The organism is Aeromonas sp. Y293-4 (assembly GCF_027705905.1).
GTDB classification, from domain to species: domain Bacteria; phylum Pseudomonadota; class Gammaproteobacteria; order Enterobacterales; family Aeromonadaceae; genus Aeromonas; species Aeromonas veronii.
Map to the genome: position 1 here is coordinate 384,594 of NZ_JAPDCI010000002.1, position 23,638 is coordinate 408,231.

Annotated in this window: 21 protein-coding genes, 1 pseudogene and 1 other annotated feature; of the genes and pseudogenes, 4 read left to right on the plus strand and 18 right to left on the minus strand. The window is 54.2% G+C overall.

The window, feature by feature from the left end; translation table 11 throughout:
* From OKC31_RS03885 to OKC31_RS03945, 13 genes are all read right to left on the minus strand, one after another.
* Complete coding sequence (locus OKC31_RS03885) at positions 1–1,257, minus strand: SAM-dependent methyltransferase (protein ID WP_270656304.1); 1,257 nt, start codon at positions 1,255–1,257, stop codon at positions 1–3.
* Positions 1,257–2,039: a DUF1365 domain-containing protein gene (locus OKC31_RS03890; RefSeq protein ID WP_270656307.1), complete on the minus strand. Its 783-nt coding sequence runs from the start codon at positions 2,037–2,039 to the stop codon at positions 1,257–1,259. Before OKC31_RS03890 ends, OKC31_RS03885 begins: the two co-directional genes overlap by 1 nt.
* On the minus strand, positions 2,036–3,295 hold the full coding sequence (locus OKC31_RS03895; protein ID WP_270656309.1) for an NAD(P)/FAD-dependent oxidoreductase: 1,260 nt from the start codon (positions 3,293–3,295) through the stop codon (positions 2,036–2,038). Before OKC31_RS03895 ends, OKC31_RS03890 begins: the two co-directional genes overlap by 4 nt.
* On the minus strand, positions 3,292–4,026 hold the full coding sequence (locus OKC31_RS03900; protein ID WP_270656310.1) for an SDR family NAD(P)-dependent oxidoreductase: 735 nt from the start codon (positions 4,024–4,026) through the stop codon (positions 3,292–3,294). The genes OKC31_RS03895 and OKC31_RS03900 overlap by 4 nt, the downstream gene beginning before the upstream one ends.
* Positions 4,023–4,451, minus strand: a complete 429-nt coding sequence (locus OKC31_RS03905) for a nuclear transport factor 2 family protein (RefSeq protein WP_064337133.1) — start codon at positions 4,449–4,451, stop codon at positions 4,023–4,025. The genes OKC31_RS03900 and OKC31_RS03905 overlap by 4 nt, the downstream gene beginning before the upstream one ends.
* A 1-nt stretch (position 4,452) precedes the next feature.
* Positions 4,453–5,874, minus strand: a complete 1,422-nt coding sequence (gene phrB / locus OKC31_RS03910; RefSeq protein WP_270656312.1) for a deoxyribodipyrimidine photo-lyase — start codon at positions 5,872–5,874, stop codon at positions 4,453–4,455.
* Positions 5,871–6,758: a MerR family transcriptional regulator gene (locus OKC31_RS03915; protein ID WP_270656313.1), complete on the minus strand. Its 888-nt coding sequence runs from the start codon at positions 6,756–6,758 to the stop codon at positions 5,871–5,873. The genes phrB and OKC31_RS03915 overlap by 4 nt, the downstream gene beginning before the upstream one ends.
* 69 nt (positions 6,759–6,827) lie before the next feature.
* On the minus strand, positions 6,828–7,775 hold the full coding sequence (locus tag OKC31_RS03920) for a YbgA family protein (protein WP_139463029.1): 948 nt from the start codon (positions 7,773–7,775) through the stop codon (positions 6,828–6,830).
* 180 nt (positions 7,776–7,955) lie between these two features.
* Positions 7,956–8,597, minus strand: coding sequence for an autotransporter (locus OKC31_RS03925; RefSeq protein ID WP_042080712.1), 642 nt, complete (start codon positions 8,595–8,597; stop codon positions 7,956–7,958).
* Positions 8,598–8,786: 189 nt separating this feature from the next.
* On the minus strand, positions 8,787–9,359 hold the full coding sequence (locus OKC31_RS03930; RefSeq protein WP_139463027.1) for a DUF3157 family protein: 573 nt from the start codon (positions 9,357–9,359) through the stop codon (positions 8,787–8,789).
* A gap of 106 nt (positions 9,360–9,465) precedes the next feature.
* A complete protein-coding gene (locus OKC31_RS03935; RefSeq protein ID WP_019445107.1) occupies positions 9,466–10,302 on the minus strand; it encodes a hypothetical protein in 837 nt (278 codons plus the stop codon).
* Positions 10,303–10,381: 79 nt separating this feature from the next.
* Entirely contained in the window at positions 10,382–10,660 is a 279-nt protein-coding gene (locus OKC31_RS03940; protein ID WP_005338699.1) for a DUF6482 family protein, read from the minus strand.
* A gap of 18 nt (positions 10,661–10,678) precedes the next feature.
* Positions 10,679–11,290, minus strand: a complete 612-nt coding sequence (locus tag OKC31_RS03945) for an HAD family hydrolase (protein ID WP_257696842.1) — start codon at positions 11,288–11,290, stop codon at positions 10,679–10,681.
* A gap of 170 nt (positions 11,291–11,460) precedes the next feature.
* Positions 11,461–11,582, plus strand: a sequence feature (Phe leader region).
* Between the two features lie 38 nt (positions 11,583–11,620).
* Between OKC31_RS03945 and pheA the strand changes: the two genes are divergently transcribed.
* Positions 11,621–12,793, plus strand: a complete 1,173-nt coding sequence (gene pheA / locus OKC31_RS03950; protein WP_005343631.1) for a prephenate dehydratase — start codon at positions 11,621–11,623, stop codon at positions 12,791–12,793.
* A 77-nt stretch (positions 12,794–12,870) separates the two neighbouring features.
* On the opposite strand, the gene OKC31_RS03955 is transcribed toward pheA, so the two are convergent.
* Both OKC31_RS03955 and OKC31_RS03960 read right to left on the minus strand, forming a co-directional pair.
* The gene (locus OKC31_RS03955) at positions 12,871–13,296 is read right to left on the minus strand and encodes an LPP20 family lipoprotein (RefSeq protein ID WP_005349622.1); all 426 of its coding nucleotides are present in this window, start codon (positions 13,294–13,296) and stop codon (positions 12,871–12,873) included.
* 10 nt (positions 13,297–13,306) lie between these two features.
* On the minus strand, positions 13,307–13,927 hold the full coding sequence (locus tag OKC31_RS03960; protein WP_005338718.1) for a FlgO family outer membrane protein: 621 nt from the start codon (positions 13,925–13,927) through the stop codon (positions 13,307–13,309).
* Between the two features lie 206 nt (positions 13,928–14,133).
* Here OKC31_RS03960 and OKC31_RS03965 point away from each other — a divergent pair, with 206 nt between their 5' ends.
* The 3 genes from OKC31_RS03965 (at position 14,134) to OKC31_RS03975 (ending at position 17,856) form a co-directional block, all read left to right on the plus strand.
* Positions 14,134–15,288 (plus strand): flagellar assembly protein FlgT, encoded by a 1,155-nt coding sequence (locus OKC31_RS03965; RefSeq protein ID WP_270656314.1) that lies wholly within the window; start codon positions 14,134–14,136, stop codon positions 15,286–15,288.
* Positions 15,289–15,634: 346 nt separating this feature from the next.
* Complete coding sequence (locus OKC31_RS03970) at positions 15,635–17,176, plus strand: tyrosine-type recombinase/integrase (protein WP_270656316.1); 1,542 nt, start codon at positions 15,635–15,637, stop codon at positions 17,174–17,176.
* Between the two features lie 281 nt (positions 17,177–17,457).
* Positions 17,458–17,856 carry an antitoxin Xre/MbcA/ParS toxin-binding domain-containing protein gene (locus tag OKC31_RS03975; protein WP_223936746.1) on the plus strand — a complete coding sequence of 133 codons (399 nt, stop codon included), beginning with the start codon at positions 17,458–17,460 and terminating at the stop codon, positions 17,854–17,856.
* A gap of 465 nt (positions 17,857–18,321) precedes the next feature.
* On the opposite strand, the gene OKC31_RS03980 is transcribed toward OKC31_RS03975, so the two are convergent.
* From OKC31_RS03980 to OKC31_RS03990, 3 genes and pseudogenes are all read right to left on the minus strand, one after another.
* Positions 18,322–19,452: a hypothetical protein gene (locus OKC31_RS03980; protein WP_270656317.1), complete on the minus strand. Its 1,131-nt coding sequence runs from the start codon at positions 19,450–19,452 to the stop codon at positions 18,322–18,324.
* A gap of 485 nt (positions 19,453–19,937) precedes the next feature.
* A pseudogene (locus OKC31_RS03985) lies at positions 19,938–20,978 on the minus strand (IS630 family transposase).
* Between the two features lie 795 nt (positions 20,979–21,773).
* The gene (locus OKC31_RS03990) at positions 21,774–23,327 is read right to left on the minus strand and encodes a methyl-accepting chemotaxis protein (protein WP_270656318.1); all 1,554 of its coding nucleotides are present in this window, start codon (positions 23,325–23,327) and stop codon (positions 21,774–21,776) included.
* Positions 23,328–23,638: the final 311 nt, after the last annotated feature.

The following is a 23,638-nucleotide window of genomic DNA, read 5'->3' on the forward strand; positions in this document are numbered from 1 at the left end:
TCAGTGACCGCTTACTGGCACATCACCCGACCAGCCCGCAGGCCCCGGCTTGGCGGCCTCCAACTGCACCAGACTGATGGTGCGCTCCCAGAATCCCCCCTCGCAATAGGCGAAGTAGAAGTGCCACAGCCGGATGAAATCCTGGCTGTAACCGAGCTTGGGCAGCTCGGGCGCCAACGCCAGAAAACGCTCGCACCAGTGGGCCAGGGTACGGGCATAGTGATGGCCGTGATCATGCAGCCGCACCAGCTGCATGTCGGTCTCCCGCGCCAGCAACCCCGCCATCTGGGATACGCTCGGCAGACAGCCACCGGGGAAGATGTAGCGCTGGATGAAATCGACTCCGCGCAGATACTGGGCATGGCGCTGATCGGCGATGGTAATGGCCTGAATGAGCAGACGGCCACCGGGTTTGAGCAGCCGCGACAGCTGGCGGAAATAGTCGGGCAGGAAGGCGTGGCCCACCGCCTCGATCATCTCGATGGAGACCAGCTTGTCATAGGTCCCCTCCAGCTTGCGGTAATCCTCCAGCAGCAAGGTGATGCGATCCCCCAGCCCCTCCCGCGCAATCCACTCCTTGGCGTAGTCATGCTGGGCCCGGGAGATGGTCGTGGTGGTCACCCGGCAGCCATAGTGGCGGGCGGCATAGACGGCCAGGCCGCCCCAGCCGGTACCGATCTCCAGCAGATGGTCGTCAGGCCCCAGCGCCAGTCGCTCGCAGATAGTGCGCAGCTTGGCCTGCTGCCCCTCTTCGAGAGTGGCCTCGGCGCTCGGATAGATGGCGCTCGAGTACTGCATATGGCTGTCGAGAAACCCCTGATAGAGGGTATTGCCGAGATCGTAGTGGGCGGCGATGTTGGAGCGCGAACCGGTCAGAGTATTGCGATTGAGCCAGTGGCGCACCTTGTTGAAGGGGAAACTGAGCCAGCCGAGGCGCCGCTCGAGGGAGTCAAGCAGGGTCAGGTTGCGGGCCAGCAGCCGCACCAGCGCCACCGGATCCGGGCTGGTCCAGAGCCCCTCCACCCAAGTTTCTCCGGCGGCAATGCTTCCCCCCAGCAACAGGCGACGATAGAAGGTCGGATCCTGCACCACCAGTTCGGCATGCAGATCGGTACCCGCGACGCCAAAGCTGTGGCGCTCACCGCCATCCCACAGCAGCAGCTGGCCATGTTCCAGGCGACCCAGCAGATTGAGCAGCAGTTGTCTTGCCCCCTTGTCGATGAAAGAGGCAGAGAGGGTTGATTGAGCAAGTTCCATTAGCGGCTCTCCGGATGGGTAAAAATCGGGGTTCGTTTGATAAATAGACGCAGGGCCTGCCAGTAGATCCCGAGCAGCACCTTCATGGTCATCCAGGGCCAGCGGGCCAGCAGGGCCACCAGCCCCTTGCGCGACAAGGGTTCGCGAGTGAGCGCCAGGGTTGCGTCAAATAGTTTGGCTTCACCGGATACGGGATGACTCTCGATGTGGATCAGTGTCTCCTGCGCGGGCGGCCTGATCCGCCAGTGATAACGCATCGCCAGCCCCATAAAGGGGGATACGTGAAAATCCTTGTCATGGGGTGCCAGCGCCGCCAGATCCAGCAGGTAGTAGTGACGCTCGTTCCAGGGAGTGTTCGATACCTCTGCCAGCAGATAGCGCGCCTCGCCCTGCCGGTAGCAGAAGTAGAAGTTGACCGGGCTGAAGTAGAACCCCAGACAGCGCACATTGCCGAGCAGCAGCACCCGCCCCTCGGGGTCGGCATCGCCACCCAGCTCGCTCACCTTCTGCCACACCGCCTGCTTGAGGCTTCCCTCACTCCCCTTGAGATAGTCATGGCGGTGAAACGAAAGCAGTCCCGAGCGCTCCACACCGAACCAGCGCCCCTGATCGAGCTGCGGCAGCTCGTCGAGATCCAGTCCCAGCATAAACAGGCTGTAGGAGAAGGCGTGAGCCCGCGGCGCAAAACGGCGGTGGCGTACCGAGCCCTGCCAGATGGCGCTGGTAACACCGGCCAGTTCGTCTGTACGCTCATGTGCGGTGGCCACGGTGGCGCCGTTCATAGCTCGGCCCCGAAGCGTCTGGCGACATCCAGCGCGCTGCGCACCCCATCCTCATGGAAGCCGTTGTACCAGTAGGCACCACAGAAGTGTGTGTACTGCTGGCCGCAGATCTCCGCACGCCGTTGCTGGGCGGCAATAGAGGCCTGATTGAACACCGGATGGTGGTAGACGAAGCGGCGCAGTACCTTGCTCTCATCCACCTTGCCCTTGGGGTTGAGGCTGACGCAGAAGGGCTCCGGCGAGTTAACCCCCTGCAGGATGTTCATGTTGTAGCTCACCAGTGGCCGCGCCTCGTCATTGCCATCGAGCTGATAGTTCCAGCTTGCCCATGCCTTGCGACGGGTGGGCAGGCAACGGGCATCGGTATGGAGCCAGACATCGTTGGCCTGATAGGGCATGTCGCCGAGAATAGCCTGCTCCCGCTCGCCGGGATCCGCCAGCAGCGCCAGCGCCTGATCGCTGTGGCAGGCGAAGATCACCTCGTCAAACCGTTCTTCGCCGTAACTGCTCTGGATCACCACGCCACCCGCGTCCCGCCACACGCTCTGCACCGGACAGGCGAGGCGGATTTGCGACTGCCAACCCGCGGTAAGGGGGCCGATATATTCCCGCGAGCCACCCGGGATCACGTACCACTGGGGGCGATTGGCCACATCCAGCAGGCCGTGGTTGGCAAAAAAGCGCAGGAAGAAACCAAGGGGGAAGGCGCGCATATCGGCCAGGGTCGATGACCAGATCGCCGCCCCCATCGGCAAGATGTAGTGGCGGGCGAAGTAGTCGCTAAACTCCCCCGCCAGCAAAAAATCCCCCAGAGTCAGCTCGGGACCAGCCCCCTGATGCTGACCATCCGCCAGCCAGGCCCGCGCCTCGCGGTTGAACCGCAAAATCTCGGCGACGAAGCCGTAGAAACGGGGGCTCAACAGATTGCTGCGCTGGGCAAACAGGGTGTCGAGGTTGTGACCGTTATACTCCAGTCCCTCCGGGCTCTTTACCGAGAAGCTCATCTCGGCCGGTTGGCGCGCCATGCCGATCCGTGCCAACAACTTCAAGAAGTTGGGGTAGGTGCGATCGTTGAAGACGATAAAGCCGGTGTCGATGGCATAGCTGCGGCCAGCCTGATTCACATCGACAGTGGCTGTGTGCCCCCCCAGAGTCGGCGCCGCCTCAAACAGGGTAATGTCATGGAGTTTGTGGAGCAGAAAACCGGCGGTGAGCCCCGAGATCCCTGAACCGACGATGGCGATCTTTTTCTTCATGAATGGCTTCCTTTCGATACGAGTGCGCGGCCAAGGCGCAGCCAGAGCCCCACCGGCAGCGCACCAAGCAGGCGCAGCAACCAGATGAAACGGCGGGGAAAGTGGATCTGGTGACGACCAGCGGTCAGCCCGTCCATGATGGCGCGGGAGGCCTGCTCCACCGTCACCAGACAGGGCATGGGAAAATCATTTTTGGCGGTGAGCGGCGTCTGGACAAAGCCGGGGCGGATCAGGGTCACCCCGATCCCTTTGCTGGCCAAATCGAGGCGCAAGGTATCCGCCAGATAGTCGAGGGCCGCCTTGGAGGCGCCATAGGCCTCGGCTCGTGGCAGCGGCAGCCAGCTCACCGACGAGCTGACGATGGCTAGCCGAGATCCCGCCCCTAACAACGGCAAGAAGGCGGCCAGCGCATGGCCTGTGGCGGTCAGATTGGTGTCGATGACACGGGCAAACAGCTCGCTGTCAAACCCCTCCGCTACATCCATGTACTCGCAGTTGCCTGCGTTGAGGATCAGCAGATCGAGGGATGGCAGCGTAGCAGCCACCCCGCTCATTGCGGCCAGATCCCGGGCATCGAACTGCAGCGGCGTGACGCCATCCAGCCCCAGCGCCTGCAGCCGTTCGACATCGCGGCCACAACCCCACACCTGCCAGCCTGCCCGCCGGTAATCCAGCGCCAACTGGCGACCGATGCCGGAAGTCGCGCCTGTAATAAGCACCCGGCCGCTCATGCGCCGAGTCTCCCCTTGATGGCGCGCACCACGGGCCCGAGCAGCGGCAACTGCTCGTAGAGCATGGCGCCCAGGTCAAAATAGTCCCGGTGCTGGCACACCTTGCCCGCCTCGTCGAATTCGAGGCGGGTGGCCCCCTCCACCGTCACCGGCTCACCACCACGCAATCTGGGGTGAGAGAAGGTCATAGTCCAGCCGAGCCAGGCCTGCGGCCCTTGCTGCTGCTGACTGGTGATGACGAAGCGACAGTAGGCGAGGCGCTGATAGAGGGCGGCAAAATAGTCGCCAAGGGCCGCCAGCCCCTCAATGCGGTGAGCCGGGTCGGTAAAGACCACCTGTTCGGCATAGACCTCGGGCAAGCGGTGCAACTGCTGTTTGTCCAGTTGCTGATAGAGGCCAATAAAGCGGGCCAGCGGCTCGTTCATCCTATTTCTCCAGAGAGCGAAACATCTCGATGGCTCTCACCCGGGCAACGGCGTGATCCACCATGGGTGCCGGATAATCCTGTCGCCCCTTGAGTCGCAGCCAGTCGTGGGGCTGATGCACATAAGCGGCGGGAATATCGGCCAGTTCAGTTACCCAAGTACGGATAAACTCCCCTTGTGGATCAAATCGTTGCCCCTGAGTGGTGGGGTTGAAGACCCGAAAATAGGGCGCTGCATCGGCACCGGTACCCGCTGCCCACTGCCAGCCGCCGTTGTTGGCCGCCAGATCTCCGTCGATGAGCCTACTCATGAAGTAATCCTCCCCGAGCCGCCAGTGGATATGGAGATCCTTGGTGAGAAAGCTCGCCACTATCATTCGCAGCCGGTTGTGCATCCAGCCAGTGGCGTTGAGGCAGCGCATCGCCGCATCGACGATGGGGTAGCCGGTGCGCCCCTCGCACCAGGCGGCGAAGGCATCCGGGTCCCAGCTCCACGGCAGGGCCGCCGTCTCGGGTTTGAAGGGGCGATTCATGGAGAGGGTCGGGATCAGCACCAACAGGTGGCGATAGAACTCGCGCCAGATGAGTTCATTGAGCCAGACAAAGCCGGGCTGGGCCTTGGACTGGGGCCGATAGCCGAGCCGCTGCTGGAGCGCGGCCACGCACTGACGGGGACTGATGATGCCCGCCGCCAGATAGGGGGAGAGCACGGACGTGCCCGCGATGGCAGGAAAATCCCGGGTCTCGCCATAGTCGAGCACTGCCTGCTCCAGAAAATCGTTCAAACGGCGCTGGGCTTCCGCCTCCCCCACTGGCCAACGTGGATCAGGCGTCAGCTCGCCGAGCGCCTCATCAACCCACGCCCGCTCGGCCAGCGGCTGCCACGGCAGCGTCTCACCACGAGCAGTGGGCGCGCGATGAATGACAAACCCCTCCTCGTCGAGGGCCTTGAGCCAGGCGCGGCTAAAAGGGGTGAAGACCTTGAACATCTCCCCCGAGCCGGTCAGCACCCGCCCCGGCGGCAATACGCAGCAGCCGTTGAGCCAGTGACAGCTCACCGCCTGCTCTGCCAGTACGGCGCTGACGGCGTGATCGCGGCGCTGCTCGTCGATCTCGATAGCCTGATTGGCATAGAGCTGGGTCACCCCCAGCTCGCGGCATAGGTCTGACAACGCAGCAGGCGCCTCGGCAAAAGTCTCCACTCGCAGCAGATGGAGCGGGATGCCGAGGGCCGCCAGCTCGCGGCCCAATTCATCCACCTGCGCCAACATAAAGCGCTGACGGATGGGGGCCATTTTGTGCTGCCGCCACTGGGTGGGGGAGATGATAAAGAGCGCGGCACCCGGTTCGTCACCGGCGCAGGCATGGCGCAGCGCCGGGTTGTCGGCAAGGCGCAGATCATTGCGCAACCAGACCAGCTTCATGATTTTTTCCTCCCGCGTCCGCTGGTGCCAGCAGCATCTGGGGCATCCGCCATCAGCTCGGCAAGGCTCGCCTGCCAGCCATGGCCTTTAAGCCACTCATCGTCGTAGAGGCGCCCCAGCTCGCCAAACAGGCGTGTGCCTGCGGGCCACCCGGCGGCCAGCTCCTGCTTGCCGAGCCCGGCACCCAGCAGCACCAGCCAGGGGGTAACGGCACGCCCCTCCAGCAAGCTGGCATGGCGCGGCTCGACCGCCCCCAGCAGTTGCACCTCATAGCCCTGACCGATCAACTCGTAGGCGGCCCAGACCAGATCGAGGGGGCCGACTTGCCCCCAACTCGCCAGCGTGATCGGCACACCCTTCTCCTGCTCGATCAGGTGGCGGGCGAAGCGGGTATGGAGCCAGCCCAGCCACACCTGTTGCAGCAGCTCGCCATCGGGCCGCTCGCGCCACAGCCCCAGCAGCCGCTCCACCAGCGGTTGCAGTACCCGGCTGCGCACCAGCTCGAACGGGTAGCTCGCCAGCAGGTCGTTGAGCTCAGCCTCCGCCTTGCGCTGGTTGAAGGCGAGTAACGCCTGACTGAACTGCTCCAAGGTCTGCTGCCAGTGATCGCTCACCGGCTCGGAATGGGGTTCGCTCAGGAGCCCCTTCACCTGCCCGATACTCACTCCCCGCTCCAGCCAGCTCAGGATCTCGCCGATTTGGCGGATATCCTGCTCGCTGTAGAGGCGGTGGCCCTTTTCGGTGCGGGCCGGTTGCACCAGACCGTAGCGGCGCTGCCAGGCACGCAGGGTCACGGCGTTGACGCCGGTGAGACGGGAGACCTCGCGAATGGGGTAGATCCCCTCATCAGCGAGAGGAGCAACTTCTTGCGATAAATCAGACATGACAACGTCCATCAAACAGAGGGGTAAAGCGCCCCGGCGCAAACCATGCGCCGGGGCAACAGAACGGATTCAGAGCCCGTAACGCAATTTGAGCGTATCGGGGTGTGGATTGAGATATACCTGCTCGGCGAGATAGGGATTGGGGTACTCGCGCAGGTAGTGGCGGATCAGGGTCAGCGGCACCAGCAAAGGGAAGATGCCGGTGCGGTACTTGTCGATGGTATCGGCAAGCTCCTGCTTCTGGGCCGGGGTCAGCACCCGCTTGAAGTAGCCCTGCAGGTGCATCAGCACATTGGTGTGGCTGCGACGGTTGGCCCGCAGGGTCAGCGCCGTCATCAATCCCTTGATGTAGTTGTCGGCCACCTCCTGCAAATTGGTGGACTTGCCCAGATTGCCGAGCAGCTTGCCGAGCGCCCGGTAGTGGGTGGTGGCGTGGGAGAGCACCAGATACTTGTAGCGGGAGTGGAAGCGGATCAGCGCAGAGGCGGTAATGCCGCGGGCGCAGAGTTGCTGCCAGTCGTGGTAGGCGAAGACCCGCAGCACGAAGTTCTCCCGCAGGATGGGGTCGCACAGGCGGCCATCTTCCTCTACCGGCAGCAGGGGGTTGGCCTCCATCAACGCCTTGGCAAAGAGGCCAATCCCCTCCTTGGCGCTCCCCTCGTTGTTGGCGCCATAGACCTTGACCCGCTCCATGCCGCAGCTGGGTGATTTGGCACAGAGGATATAACCGGAGATAAAGTCGAGCTGGCGCGCTTTCTGCTCGCTGAAGGCAATCAGCTTTTCGGTGACATCGAAGCTACCGTTGCTCGCCTCGGCGCGGATCTCGCCGTGACGCTTGACCAAACGGATGGCGGCGCGAGGCGCCCCCAGACCGATGGCCATCTCGGGACAGACGGGGTGGTAGTCAAAGTGAGCGCCAAGATCCCGTTCGCAGAAGCTGGAGCGCTTGTGGCCCCCATCGAAACGTACCTCTTGTCCCAGCAGGCAGGCACTGATACCGACTTTAATCTTGTACATGATAACGCTCCTTGTATAAGCATTGATTCAGTTATAGCAGTTATACAAAAAAATGAAAGTTGTATAACTATTTGCGACTGATACGACACAAGGAGAAAAAAGGGATCACCGGAAAAAGAAAAAACCCATGGCGAACGCCATGGGTAAAAAACAAGACACTACGGACTACGGGAAGGGGGATTAGAAGCTGTACTTCACACCCAGGCTGGAGATGGAACCTTTTTGCAGATCCCAGTTGCGATAGGTGTAATCGGCAGTCAGCGCCCAGTTCTGGTTGAGCTTGTAGGCACCGCCCACCTTGAAGTCGTGCATATCGTCGGTCATGTTGGCGTAGCGATAAGCGGTAGAGAGCTCGACATTGCCGATGTCGTAGCGCAGACCCACTTCACCGTACATGCTGCCGCTATCTTTGCGAGCAACAGCATCCCACCCTTTGTTAGCGATATCGCTGGCAAGTTCACGCTCCAGCATGTAGCCGGTCACACCGGTTTCACCGTAGAGGTTCAGACCCGTGCTCAGCGGGGTAAATACACCGACACCGATGCTGGAGATCGACATGCTGTCGTTGCCGTTGCTGCGAGAGGTGTATTCAGTGCTGCCGCGACCATAGAAATTGGAGCCGAAGCTCTTGGAGAGATCCAGGCTCAGACCGCCAAAATCACGGGTTCCTTTACTGTCATTGCTGAAGGTACCGCTGAGATAGTCGGATTTGGTGTGCGCCCAGGTGGCGGAACCCTTGGCGTAGCTGAAGGCATCCTGCGCCATGACGGAAGTAGAGGCAAACCCGGCCAGAACCAGAAGAGAGACAGTTGCTTTTTTCATGATGATAACTCCATGTGATTGGGCCCGTTGCTAGCGAGCTGGTATGGAGTCATTGTGCGATCAGGTTCCCGGCTTGCCGAGCTGCAAGCTGTTGCAGAACCATGTCAGATGTAAGCAGATATTGCAGGGGGTGTCAGCGGCAACAAGTTGCCGGCCCACACGGTTTGCATGGGCCGGAACAACGCCAAATCAGCGGAAGACCACCTCGTCAATTTCAACCCGCACCAGCGGCTGACCGGTCAATCCGGCAGGACGGGGGATCTCGAGGCCCAGCGACGGACGGGCTTGCCCCTTGCGCAGATAGGTTTCCGGCAGGCGGTTCTCGGCAACCCAGAAGCGGGCCTCCTGACGGCTCAGCTGCACCCCGTCAGCACTGAACAGGGTCACCATGCCATGCACCCCGACTACATTGCGGGTGCCGGTATTGCTCACCATAAAGGTCAGCACCAGCGGGTCAGATCCCTCGATCTTGTCCAGTTTGACCACCACACCGTCACGCGCCATCTGGGCAAGCAGGTCCGGATTGGCCTTGGCCTGATCGGTCAACACCGGGGCCGCGACGGCCACCACGGCCCCAGCCTTCCCATCAGCAGCCACGCCCTGCACAGGCTCGGCCGGTTTGACCACCAGATACTCCCAGGTGAAGTCGTCGTTGAGCTGAACCTGCCGGCCATCGGGCAGCGTCACCTGAGAAAGAGGGGCAGCCTGCGCCAGTACGGGGGAGAGGCACAGGGCAATCAGCAGACGGGAGAAGGGTTTCATAGGGCGAAGCTCGGTAACGGGTGAAAGGGCGACAGTATAAACAGTCCCGTCGCCCCTTGCCTATGACAGCACTCACGTTCTGGCACCGGCATCGCTTGCCCGCAGGCTAGATGGCGAGATCGTGCCGCTCTTTCTGTGCCATATCCAGGGTCACCAGATCGAACTTGCTCCCCTTGAGGGCAGACAAAATATCCGATTGCATATCAAATGCCTGCGCACGCTGATGCTCGGGCAGACGCACCCGGGCCAGGGTGGTGGAGCAGTCACACAGGGTATGGAAAAAGACCTGTGCCTCGTCCAGCCCCATGTCGGCCAGCATCTGCTCTGCCTGATCCACCATTCGCAGATAACGCTGCTCAAGCTGCCGTGGATTGGTGAAGCGATTGCTGAGGCAACCGTTGCTCCCCTTGCCCCAACGACCGAGCTGACGCTTGTTGAAGCCGTAACGATAATCGCGGCGCATCAATCCGTTGTCGGCAAAAAACCAGATTGAGTTGGCAGGCAGAGACCCGAACTGGGCAAGATAATCATCACGCTCCTCCACCGCTGCCGGAACCAGCAACGGCAGATGAGCCCACTCCGGACGAGTCTGCACATACTCACCAATGCGGCGAACCGGGTCGATCAGCCCTTCAATATTTGGCAGGCGATCGCAAAAGACGATCTCGTCACTCTTGATGACCCAGTGATCGATGCCATAACGCTGGCAATAACGGCGGGCACGGGCCACTTCGCTGCGACTGCGGGTCGGATTATCGAGGGTAATTGCGTGGATTTTCACACCGGCAGCGCGGCACAGCTCGATGCTGTAGCAGGATTCCAACCGTCCCGAAAAAGAGACAACCAGCTCGTCAAAACTTGCCAGTCGCTCAATCAGCAGCTGTTCCCTGGCTTGAAAAGAGTGATCATATCCCTGATTCAGTACAACTACATTGGCACCCATTAAACAGCTCCGGATGATGAACAGGTGCAGTATTGTGCGGCAAACAAACTGAATAGACCCTTAAAGAGTCTGGTTAAAATTAAAACTTGATGATTATTTCCTGTGATTCTGCTGCTAAATCTTCATTTTGGGCGTCATAAATCCGTAATCTTGCTTGGTGAACCCGATGGGCTCGCAAGAAACCCTGCGCCTGATCCAGCGAGGTGAAAGTCAGGCGCCCTCCCTCGCTGTCGGTCAGGCAGAGGCACTCCCCTTCTGCCTCAACACAGAGCTGATAACCGCTACCATCCTTGCAGGCGATGATCAGGGTCGCCTCGGGATAGTGACTGAGCCAATTGCGAAACCGGCCATGCTCCATAGTGCTCCTAAAGGGGCATCACCCCCTGCCGGTGGCGGGCAAACAGCCCAGCTCACCCAGTTGCTGACGACAACTCGCCGCGTCGGTAAAGACGATCCCCCTGATACCGAGGGCCTCGGCGGCCGCGATGTTGGCGGAACAGTCATCGATGAAGAGACACTCTGCCGGTTTCAGATCGAACGACACCAGCAGATAGCGGTAGATATCCGGCTCCGGCTTCATCATCCGTACCCGCGCCGACACCACCTTGCCGCTAAAGAAGTGCCAAAAATCCTGATGCTGCTCCAGCCAGTCGATGCTGGCATGACCCATGTTGGAGAGGGCATACAGGGTGTGCCCCGCCCCGTGAAGCTCGGCTATCAGGGTTAGCATAGCGGGATCTGGCTGCAGGGAGGCGGGAACTGCCTGTAAAATGGCCAGATTCTGTGTCGCCGAAAGGCCGGTGCGCGCTTGCGCTTCCCTGGCCATGGTGTGGAGCGACATGGTGCCTCTGTCTACCTCCAGCCAGTCCGGGTGGTTAAAGAGCTGCTCGGCCAATTGTTCAGCCCCTTGCGGCCCACGCACCGAACGCACTATGCCTACCGGATCCCAGCTCACCACCACCCGTCCCAGATCGAAAATAATCGCCATCGTCTTTACCTCCCCCACTGGGTTTCAGTCATCAAAACAGAGTCAATAGAACATCATTCATACGCCATTTTCTCAACCGAATACCCTGCCCCCATCCCCGCCCGCGGGCAAGTTTTACTTGCATCAGACCGGCAAATCCCTTAATGGTTATGACGTTACTTCAAGGACACACCTATGCACGCACTATTCTTCTTTGCTTTCTCGTTTATCCGGCCCGCTTGAGGGAAGGCCTGTCGTCGTGTGAACAGAAAGCAAAGACGAATCGAGCCTCCCCTAGCGGAGGCTTTTTTTTGCATTAATATCAATCGATTACTTGGATAGGGAACAATCATGGCAACGCTCGACGAGATCAGACAAGACATCACCCGGTTGGATCAGGAGCTGCTTGCCCTGCTGGCGAAACGCAAGACCCTCAGCATCGAGGTCGCCCGTGCCAAGCAAGCCAACCCGCGCCCCATCCGTGACCACCAGCGGGAGCAGGAGCTGCTGGTCGCCCTGATCCAGAAAGGGCGCGTGCTTGGGTTGGATGCCCAGTACATCACTCGCATCTATCACACCATCATCGAAGACTCTGTGCTCTCCCAGCAGGCCTATCTGCAGAGCCTGCTCAACCCGGAGCAGCAGGAGCCGATGACCAGCGTCGCCTATCTGGGGCCGCGTGGTTCCTACTCCAGCCTGGCCGCCCGCAAATATCTGGCGCGCTACAAGGATCAGGTGATCGAGGTGAACTGCCAGAACTTCCGCGAAGTGCTGGATGCGGTGGAGTCGGGTCGCGCCGCCTTTGGCGTGCTGCCCATCGAGAACACCAGCTCGGGCTCCATCAACGAAGTCTATGACGTGATGCAGCACACCAGCCTCTCCATCGTCGGCGAGCTCACCTACCCCATCGAGCACTGCATTCTCACCGCCGTGCCGACCGAGCTGAGCCGCATCAAGACCTTCTATGCCCACCCGCAGGTGTTCCAGCAGTGCTCCCACTATCTGAGCAAATTGGAAGGGGCGCGCCACGAGATCTGCGACTCCTCCTCCAGTGCCATGATGAAGGTGAAAGAACTGGCCAGCCCGGAGGCCGCCGCCATCGGCAGCGCCGCCGGTGGTGAACTGTATGGTCTGGACGTGCTGGCCGAGCAGCTCGCCAACCAGAAAGAGAACTACAGCCGCTTCATCGTGGTGGCGCGAAAGCCCATCGACGTGGCACCGCAGATCCCGGCCAAGACCACCCTCATCATGTCCACCTCCCAGAAGCCGGGTTCGCTGGTCGAGGCGCTGCTGGTACTGCGCAGCCACGAGATCAACATGACCAAACTGGAGTCCCGTCCGGTGCAGGGCAACCCGTGGGAAGAGATGTTCTATCTCGATGTCTCCGCCAACCTGCAGACCCCGGCGATGCAGGCCGCACTGGTGGAGCTGACCAAGATCACCCGCTATATCAAGGTGCTTGGCTGCTACCCGAGCGAGGATGTGAAACCCACCGCTGTGCCGCCGGTGCTGATGGGGAGCTAACCAGCCCACAACGACAAAAGGCGAGCACCCTGCTCGCCTTTTGTTTTGATGCCGGTTTTCACGGCAAGCCCATCAACTCAGAACTGACCGGCCATCAACTGATTGATGTTGTAGAGGGCACGGGTATCGAGCTCCATCTCGGTGGCATAGGTATTGCCGCGCGGATAGGAGGCAACCACCCGGGCACCACGCACCACACCGGCGACCGACACATCCAGCGAGTTGGAGGTCTGGGTCAGGTCACGATAGCTGCTCTGGCCGCGCACCTGCTGACCATTGAGCTGTTCGGCCAGCTCGCGATAAGCATCCATCTTGGAAGCGCGAATGGCTTGCAGCATCTTCTCCGACTGGGAGGGGCCGGGCTGGATGTCGATCACCGCATAGCCCACAGCCTTGAGCACCGGAAAATCATCGGGCTTGCCACCCTGGGTATAATCCACCACCCGGTTGTAGCTGCAACCGGTGAGCAAGAGTGCCAACAGGCAACCAAACAGGATCTTCATGACTCGCTCCTCACGGGGTCAGGTTGACCAGATGACCGCCCGGCCGGGCCTGACTGTCACGCATCAGATAACCGCGATTGATCGATGCCCGACCAAACGAATTGTTGGCACCGAACAGATATTTTTGCGGGATCAGGCTCTGGGCCGTGGTCTCCACCATCTTGGTGCGCATGTCGATAACGCGGGCATTGACCAGAATTCCCTTACTGTTGCGGCTGAAGGTGCCGACCAGAATGCGGGAGATCGGCAAACGGGAAGAGAGCTCCTTATAGTTGCGGCTCAGCACGAAGTCCCCCTGCGGCGTCACCTTGATGCTGCCGGTCAGCTTGAAGTCCACCACCACCTCGCCGCGGCGGTTGAGCTCGTAGATAAAGCTCTCCTCAATCTGCTGCCCCATCCAGTTGGTATCCTGCAGGGTATCGAGATCGACGAAAGAGGCCACCGCGATAGGTTCGGTCAGAGTGGTCAGCGATTTGCGCTCCATCAGCTGATCGGTCATGCGCGCCACCAGCCAGTTGAGCTCCATACCCTGCGCCGCCTGGCGGGGGTCACCCTGATCCCGATTGATAGGGTCGGAGCCGCACCCGGTCAATGCCAGGGCGAGCGCCAACGCCGTGATGAGTTTGTTCATGGATACCTTTCCTGTATCTGCACCTGACTTATTATCGGACGCACCGGACAAAGCTTGAGCCGGGAATGAGGCATGATTCTTGCTTTTTAATGGTCATTGTCAGCGCCAGCGTGCGCTGCCACTTGGAAAGTGTTGTGATCCATGTCGGCCAGCAGGTGCCATTTCCTCAAAATGGCTCGGCTGCCCGCCAACTCAAGGTATCTGCTATGAAATTACCGCTGCTGTTGACCCTGCTGCTGGCCAGCCTGAGCGCCCGCGCCGAGCTTATCGAAGCGCAGGGCAGTGCTGCCATTCTGGGGGGCGATGAGGTCTATGCCCGAGAGCAGGCGACCCGCGACGCCCTGCGTCAGGCGCTGTTGGCCAGCGGCGCGGCCGTTTCCAGCGTCCAGCGTCTGGAAAATGGCAGCCTGCGATCCGAGCAGATCCAGATCCGCTCCGGCGGCGACATTCGCCAGTACCGCCTCAAACGGGAAGAGGTGCGCAACGGCCGCATGTACATCACCCTGGTGGCCGACATTCAGGCCGAACGCCAGATCTGCCAGACCCAGCACTTCGCCAAGGATTTGACACTGGTGCGGCTGCGGATGCGCTATCCGGATCAGGCAAGCTATGGCGCCATGGACGACATGCCGGAAAACCTCTCGCGGCGGCTATTCGAAACTCTCGCCAATGCGTCGCAAGGGGTCGCGGTGCGCCAGTGGCTGGATGAAAACCTGCGCATCGATCCGCTCCATCTGCAACAGGGGGATCGCAGTGCCCTCGAGGAGATCAAGGCGCTCAGCCTGCGTACCGACAGCCAGTATCTGGTGCTCGGCAGCATCGACGATCTCTCCATCGAACCGCAAGGCAACCAGCTGACCAGCTGGTATGAGGATCCCGTGCGCAACTTTCGCATGCAGCTCTACCTGTTCGATGGCATCAACGGCAGTCTGGTCAACCGCAAGGTCTACGAAGGGCGCGCCACCTGGACCTTTGGCAAGCGGGAACAGGTGGGCAGCAGCAGCGGCCAGTTCTGGCAATCGAGCTATGGCCAGGAGGTCAACTACCAGCTGCAGCAGGCCGCTCAGGATCTGGTGGCCCAGCTCACCTGTGCACCGGTCACCGCCCGGGTGGTCGGCCAGAACGAACGCGGCCCCTACATCAATCTGGGGCGGCGCAACGGCGTCAAGCTCGGCGACCAGTTCCGCATCCAGCACAACGCCGACTTCATCGACCCCTACGGCAAGTCGCGCATGATGCGCAACCCGGCCGACGGCCTGTTCGAGGTAGTGCAGGTATTCGACGATGGCGCCATCATCAGCAGCCAGAACAAATATTCGCCGTTTAACATCCAGAATGGGGATTTGGCAGTATTGGAATAAGAATCAAGGGTTTAAAAGGGAGTTGCTTCTTGTATAATGCCCGCCACACAGCTCCCGTAGCTCAGCAGGATAGAGCGGTCCCCTCCTAAGGGATGTTTATTGCTTAAAAATCTATCTAAATAGGCTGTTATAAGATTTTTTAAATATTAGGAATTATAAATATTTCCTTTAAAAACATAGCTTTATAGTTCAAAAAGCATTCATAAACAACCAGGCCGCTTGTTTTGTGAGCGGTGCAATCGATGCCTATTTTGCGCTATTTAAGAGCTATTCACGCCATTCAACTCTACTTTTGCGCTATTTTGCCGCTATAATGTCTCAATAGAACATTTTTCGGTGGTACCTAATGGCTCCCAAAAATCCGGCTACATCCATACGCAAAGAAGAGTTCGATCTTAAGACGCTGCTCCAGGGTCACCCTGCGGCCATAATTAAAGGGAAATTCTCATTCACCTTTAAAGACCAGTACATAGATAGTCTTCCATTTATTAATGATAAAAATAAATGCGTTGAATTAACGCACTATAGTTCTGACGATGAGAAATATAATGAAAAGAACAAACCAAGATTAAAACTAAGAATCGGAAACAGTGTTAAGACATTCTATATTGTTTACGATAAAAATCGGAGGCAGAAAATTGGCAATTGGATGACTCGCACTAAAAGTGGACATTATCCAAAAGGTTTTTTTAGCGTTACACAGGCTAAGGAAGAGTTTAAGAGATTAGTTAGTGATGCTGAAAAGATTAATCCAGAAAAGTGGAAATATCAGTCTTTTACATTGAGAACTTATCTTTTAGAGCATTATAAAAACGACCGTGAAAACAAATCAAACAAGAGGAATTCATTAATCCCTGTTACCGACAAAACAATAAGGGAAATCTCATCTGCCTTTGAACCATGGTTAGACCTCAAGCTATCTGAATTTAATGAAGATCACCCAGTAATATTCAAAAAGTATTGGCAGAACAAAGAAACGCCAATAACATCAGAAACAATGAGGAAATACTATTCCTTATTAAACAGCTTGTTTAATATGTGCGTTACGTGCGCCTATTTACCAAAGAATAAAATTGATAGGCATATTTTTCTGTTCCCAAGAAACCCTAAGAGGCCTGTCACAACATATACTGACCCCACAAATGAAGTCGTGGAATTTATTTTTGATGAAGACACTCCAGGTGGTGGGGATTCCAAGATCATAGTTGCAACCATGTTCCTATGCGGGGCAAGAAACTCTGAAATATATAGAAACACAAGCAACAATTTTAATATTAATGATAGATCCATACGTATTCCTGAGCACATTAGTAAAAACAAGGCTGCACGCATTGTTGCTATTGAGTCAGACTCATACTGGAATTACGTAGCGAAATACAAAACTCTAAAAAGCTTGAGTGATCGAGAGGGTGAGTTGATGTTTCCTTGTTGCCGCGAAGCAAAGGCCCCCCATGTAACTTCGAGCCTTTATCAGAAAACTTGGCAGGCAGTTAAAAAAGAGTTTAATTTTCCTAAGATAGGCCGATTATATGATGCCAGACATACTTTTGCCAAAAAAGCACTAGAAAGTGGAGTACCTATTCAAGATTTATCTAAGATCACTGGACACAGCCTCGAAACGCTGATGAATTACTATATTGACAACAATATCAGCCAAGCTACAAGAGAAAAATTAAGGAGTGCAACCAATTCTAATGCAGCTATAAAGGTGCAACAGGAAACGAATTTCCCTCCATCTGTTAATAGCCTATATGAAAGCTATGTTAGGAGATGTATAAAGAAGAATATAAAATATGAACTCTCTACGTTCGTACAAGAAATGAAAGATTTGGGTGACCAAAACCAACTAAATGCAGAGCAAATTTTTTGGCTTAAAGAAATGCTGTAGCTTGAATATAACGCTATTGCTTTTTTGAAATGGATTTGCTGAATGAGGCCATATTTCTAGGTATAGGCCATGAACATGATTCAGTTCGTTCATTCGCTAATGGAGGGGGCGGGTGCCCTCCATATCAGCAACATCAACAATTATAACCAGTGAGGTAACTGTCAGAAAATCTGAACATGGAGTACGATGATGAGAACAAATCATTGTCAATACGGGAACAGTAAAATATGTCACTTTCAGTTTATCAACCCAGTACGCAGGCTAGTTCAGCACCCACCCTTATGACGACTCTCAACATCCCTCAAGATCCACTGAGTGCACATCTCTGGATCATAGCTGGCGTAGCGCCAAGCATCATTCATCAAATTTCCGGACTAGTGATGACTGATGTTGGTGTGATATGCCGCCTTGTGGGCATTAGCCGAGGCACATTGTCACGTAAGGTCAGGAATAAGACCACCCTATCAGTATCACAGGGTGAAAGGGTATACGGCGTTGTACAGGCACTCGACGCTGTTCTCTTCCTCCACAGAAACAATACCGTCAGAGCAATGTCATGGTTACACCGCCCAGCCTGGGGCTTAGGTGGTAAACGGCCAGCAGAGGTGCTGTCGACAGCTTTAGGGGCTCAGGCAGTAATAGTACTTGTAGGACGAATCCAACATGGGGTGTGCACCTAGAGCGAGGTAGCTGATAGGCTAACCCCCCCCTTAAGAACGCTTCAAAAACAACCAACCTCATCTTTTTTCGAACTTTTTTCATTTACCCCACTTGAAAAAATCGAAAAACTGTCCATTTACTATTATTGAGAACAATTAAAAAATTTAAGAATTTCAACATTCCGCTGCTTCGCAGCGAAGATAATCCAGATTTTTAATTCCTTCGAGCTAGCGTTCCTTAAAGTAAGAAAATTGCACTTACAATAAGAAATTACTAAAATATAGTGTGTCAACACTCATTTTTTGAGTGAATTATCTTTTGTTAAAGTAATTAGCACACCTAACTCAGCAAGATCTAAATGTAGTGAGTGAGAGGCAATGATTATTTTCACGTTTTAACACGCCTCTCACACTGTCGACAGCTGTCGATCACAAATAAAAACTCAACACAAAAGATAAAAAATATCTTTTTTAGTTAATTCCGCCTTAGTCATATGAGCCGTGATCTTCAAATACGATTCCATCATCAAAATGTTCTTGACATAGCTTATCTACAACTCGCTGAGCCTTGTGATGCAAGACCATCTCTAGAGCTGGTAATGTCAGTGCAGGAAAAGACTGCCCTTGAATAGTGAATGTATTCTTGTCACTACCCACATACATATCATAAGTTGTGGATGTATCGACCTCATTTAGGAGATCATACCCAATACACTCTGCAAAAAGTACCCATATCCAACAACGATATAAGTCTTCTTTTTCATAGTTGCTAATCAACTTGTGCATTGCGTTAATAGACCCTTGTAATGCAGCTCTAATCCACCAGTAATATGCATGTTGCATATACCCAGCATCTTCGCATTTGACTGCTACATTTTCATGATACGTGTAGTCTTTTAATTCATTCATATATAAAGAAACATCAAGCCGATAGGTTGACAATAACTCTATAGCCTCTATGTCAAATCTCATAGCTGATTTTTTCAAGTGCTGGAGCCAAAGCGAGTATCGTTCTCTATCATTATCAACTAATCCGCCTACATCTGTATCATTAAACTCACCAGCCAGTTTATAAAACTCTTGATGAAGCTCGTATTGTGGGAAAGATGAAGCATTTCGGTCTGCAAATGCACTTAGCTGGACCAACCCCTGGTGTACTAATGGCGAGTTAAATTCATTCTGTTTAAACATATTCATTAATTCCCCAGCATAATGGTCTGAGGAGCTAAAGCGGCTAGCAGTAGTCGAATTAGGAGGAAGTTGATTACTCTTAATATAAAGATGAGTAATGTAATCGTCGTTTAGGCGATTCCTCAAAATCTCTTTTACGCGTAGGCTTATAATACCCGCCTGTACTAACGATGTGGCCAACTTCTGAGCAATACGCTCAGGAATACTAATACCCAGAATATTAGCTCTAGCCTCAATTGCACTTACATCCAACGCAACCTGCCATTTCGTATTACTGAGCAGAATCGCATCAGCTTGCAATGACGCGTAAGTACTGTAGCCATAGGCCGCAGCAATCATCTCGTAGATATGACTACGTTTGAGGGAGATGCCTAGTACATCTTTGAGCTCAAGTTGGGTTGTGTGGACGAACGCTTTGATGGTCATGATCCAATCTCCTAGTCCTACCCTGGGGTATACATCGCACGTTTAATCCATCCAAGGTGAGGATTTGAGGTTGAGATCATGTCGCTTGAGAGTAGTAACCATTTTGACTCGTGCGAAAGTCTGGCCGGTCAGCCAAGACAAATCATAACCTAGTAAGTGGCACTGTCCAAGAGTCCATTCTCGCCCCGAGCCTCTCCGACACCCAGTAGACCAGCCCTGTGAGTTGTGGAATGAGCCGAATGTGGTGTCAATTCGGCTCATTTTTGGCATTGCACTGCTTGCCCGCGACACAAAATCAGCGAGATTATCGATGGCAGCAGACTGGAGCTACTGCTGAAAACCTTAATCCAGAACATTTCAAGGCTCACCCAGATCGGAGCCATTTAAGGCAATCCTTTACGAACCACACAAAATGTGGGGTTCTTTATCTCCTCAAAATCTCACGTCTTCACTGTCAATTTTCGGCACTGACTAAATAACTGATCCTAATAGTGCTCCACCTTCGCTGTGCCATAGCCATTCCCCGGGAAAGGAGACACGGTATCCATGAAGTGTTTCACTCGGGCCAGCAGATTGGCCATTCCTCTGCATTGATGATTGCGCGTTACTGTTTCATGTAACTTGTGCCACAGCCGTTCTATGTGATTAACCCAAGGGCTGTAAACTGGCTGGAACACCAAGCAGAGCTTGGGGTTCTTCTTCAACCATCACTCGGTCTGTTTGCTTTTGTGAATGATGTAGTTATCGAGGATCAGCGTGATGGTTTTGGCTCGTCGGTAGTGGCGAAGCAGCTTTTCCAGCATGGCGATAAACAGGGATGAGTTTTTCTTTATCCCACTGACGTAAAGCACTCTTCCGTTGCCTGCATGGAGAACGCCTGCCAGGTAATGTTTGGCATTCTGTCCCGGTGTGACAACCCGCTTTTGCTGCGCTCTGAACATCCAGTCGGCCCCAAATTTGGGATTGAGGTCGATATCGACTTCATCCTCATAAAACACCGGATTATCGGCATCACAGCGGGCCAGTGCCTCGTCGATATCCGCCATTTTATCCTGATAGGCTGGATCTTTTATCCGCAAGGTCGGCACGGGCCTTCGCCAGACAATGCCCATACGCGGTAACCATCGGCGGAGCGTGGAGGCTGCCATGTTGAGGCCTGTTAACCGATTGATTTTGATAGCCAATAGTTCGGTACACCAGCGGCTGCGTTGATAACCAAAATCTTGCGGAGAAAACTGCATGAGCAGCACCAGTAAGGTGACAATCTTGGCGACAGGTAGGACCGGGGCACGGCCAGCCAGTAAGGCTTCTAGAGCCCCCACACCTTCATCCCGATACCACCGAAGCCAACGGCCGATGATCGAGCGAGCCGCGCCGGTAAGGTGATGAACATCAGTGATCGTGCGTCCTTCATGTAACAGCAAGATGGCCATCAAGCGACGAGCATGCCCTTTATCACGGGTGGCATGGATGATTTTGTGAATGCGGTGCCGTTGTGGTCGTGGCAGGGGTGGTAGGATAGGCATCAACTCAGTCCTTTGGGTGTGGCTTGTTTTGTTTGGCGACTAATGAGATCGCACAAACTGGACTGAGTTCCTTTCCTCCAGTGATCTACTATTCGGAACAGCTATTTAGCTTTTGCTTTCTGATGATGCTTGTGCATAGTGGCTACATTCTCTCAGCCCATAAGGCGAGAAGCTGGCTGCAAGGTAGCGGAGGAGGATGGATAAATCGTATTAGCGCCCTTTTATTCCTATTGCTCGCTATCGTACTGCTGAAGAGCTAGATCTAAATGCGCACTGGTTGGTGTTTATCCACTCAGTACGCACCGCCATCTAAAGACCGATGTAGCGTTCACTCTCCTCGATAAACTCAGCCAGCGCCCACCACATCAGGACAGGATTGGAGTACATAGGGAAGTGACCACTGTTGGGGATATTGGTCAGCCAAACCCTAGCTTGAGATAATTGACCCAGGTAGGATAGATGGGCATTTTGCTCCCCAAACATAAAGTGCTGTGGGCAAGGAAGGGAGAGAAATTTGCCGAGTAAGTCCCCTTTATCCGAATGGGTCACCATAGAGCGGAAGATGGGCCGAACCGCCTCTTTTTGTACTTTGTGATGTAAAGACGCGGCATACCTCGTGCCTGCCGAGCGTGAGCGCATTGCTGGCGTCTACGTGCCTTCGGAGGGACGTTGCCTTGGCACCTTTCTTTTTCAGCGGGTATAACAGTCTTCGGCACTGACATACCCCATGCTTACTTTATTAAGGCCCGCAGGGAAGAACGTGGTGGGCAGATCCCTTGTGTAAGTTCCTCCAATTCAGCCAAAAGTTTTACTTAAATTTTTCAGTCTATTAGCTCTGTCTAATAAAACTCCGCTAGTATCTCGTATATTCTCAATTTTTTTACTATTTTCATGAGATAAACAAGAAAATTCATTTATATTCCTACTTATCTCATCTACAACTGCTTGTTGCTGGGTTGCAGCAGATGATATTTGATTTGAAAAATCTGACACTTTATCTATTTCATGCACTACTTTATTTAAGCCCTCTGAACCAGAGCGAGTAATAGAAAGGCAGTCATTAGTTTTTTCTACATTTTCATGCATCCACCCTTTCCACATCGATAATGTCTTTTGAATATGATTAATACTACTCTGTATTTGCTCTGTTGCCTTCTGTGTTCGAGTTGATAAATTACGAACCTCATCAGCTACGACAGCAAAACCACGCCCTTGCTCACCAGCTCTGGCTGCTTCAATAGCTGCATTTAAGGCTAATAGATTAGTTTGATCTGCAATACCCTGTATTTCAGACATAATTGTACCGATTCGCTCTGACTCAGTAGAAAGCTCAACAGCTGATTTAAAAGCATGCTCAGCTTTAATTGCTAACAATGAAATATTTTCTCCCACAGAATCGAGCTGTTTATTGGTCATTATGCAATGATTACGTGCATCTTCTATTTGTTGATTACTATCTTGAATATTTCTACTAATCTCCTCTGCGGCCGATGCCATTTGAGTCACTGCTGTAGCTATTTGTTGAATCTGTAGGTCTTGTGATGAAATATCTTGACTTGCAAGGAATGCTGAACCTCGCAGATTATCTGCAATATTTCTTAGAGATACAGTCTCATCATCAATCCGTCCTAAAATAGTTCTATTTTTTGCTTGCCCAAGCTTGATATGGAAGTCCGCAATACTATGAGAAGCATCTCCTGAAAATATCAATCGACTAATACTATCATAATCATGCCCTAAAGATTTTAGATATTTAGGTGTTGATAATATAAAATTTGAATTTATTATAAACACTAAAATTAATGGCATTAGTATCCATACTATTTCTAGCGAGGGTACTAGCATGACAATACTAAAGAAACTGCTTAACAATAACAAAACGCTTACGTAATTTGGCACTAACCATTTTTTGTAAAAAAGGGATTTTGCCCCACTCTCATGTAATTTAAGCGTATTGTATATTTTTTTAGCTCTTTCTATATGCTCAATAGAGGCCCTACATCGGACTGATTGATAACCAGATATTTTATCGTTCTCATATATTGGAGTTACATATGCATCGACCCAATAGTAACCTCCATTTTTGCAGCGATTTTTGACGATCCCTCTCCATGGTTTTTTTGCTTTTAAATGTGCCCATAAATCAGCAAAGGCAGCTTTAGGCATATCAGGATGACGAACAATATTGTGATGCTGCCCGATCATTTCCTCTAAGGAAAATCCGGCTACTTGGCAAAACTCTGAATTTGCGTATGTTATGTCTCCATTCGTATCTGTTGTTGAAACCAGCTGTACACCTTCTGCTACCTCTACTTCAAGATCATGTATTTTTTCCTTCGCATGTAGCATGTTGATGCTCCGAGCCAGTGGTTCAAGTTGTCACAGTATGGCATATTCATTAATGCTTTGTGGTTGCAATGTGTTAAAAATCAACCTGATTACCCATGACCCCAGGCAGTTTCAAGAGCCGGTATGGCATTGGGGAGCCTGTTACTACAGCCCCCCATTCACTTTATACTTTAAATGGGCGTTGTTGCCCAAATCAACCAACAAGTCATGACTTCCCCAGCCCCAAGTGACCGTTACACTCGGGGCTTTCTGACCGGCAGACCAAGGGTGTTCAGTTTGTTGATTGCACCAACATACGCCATCACTTCCCC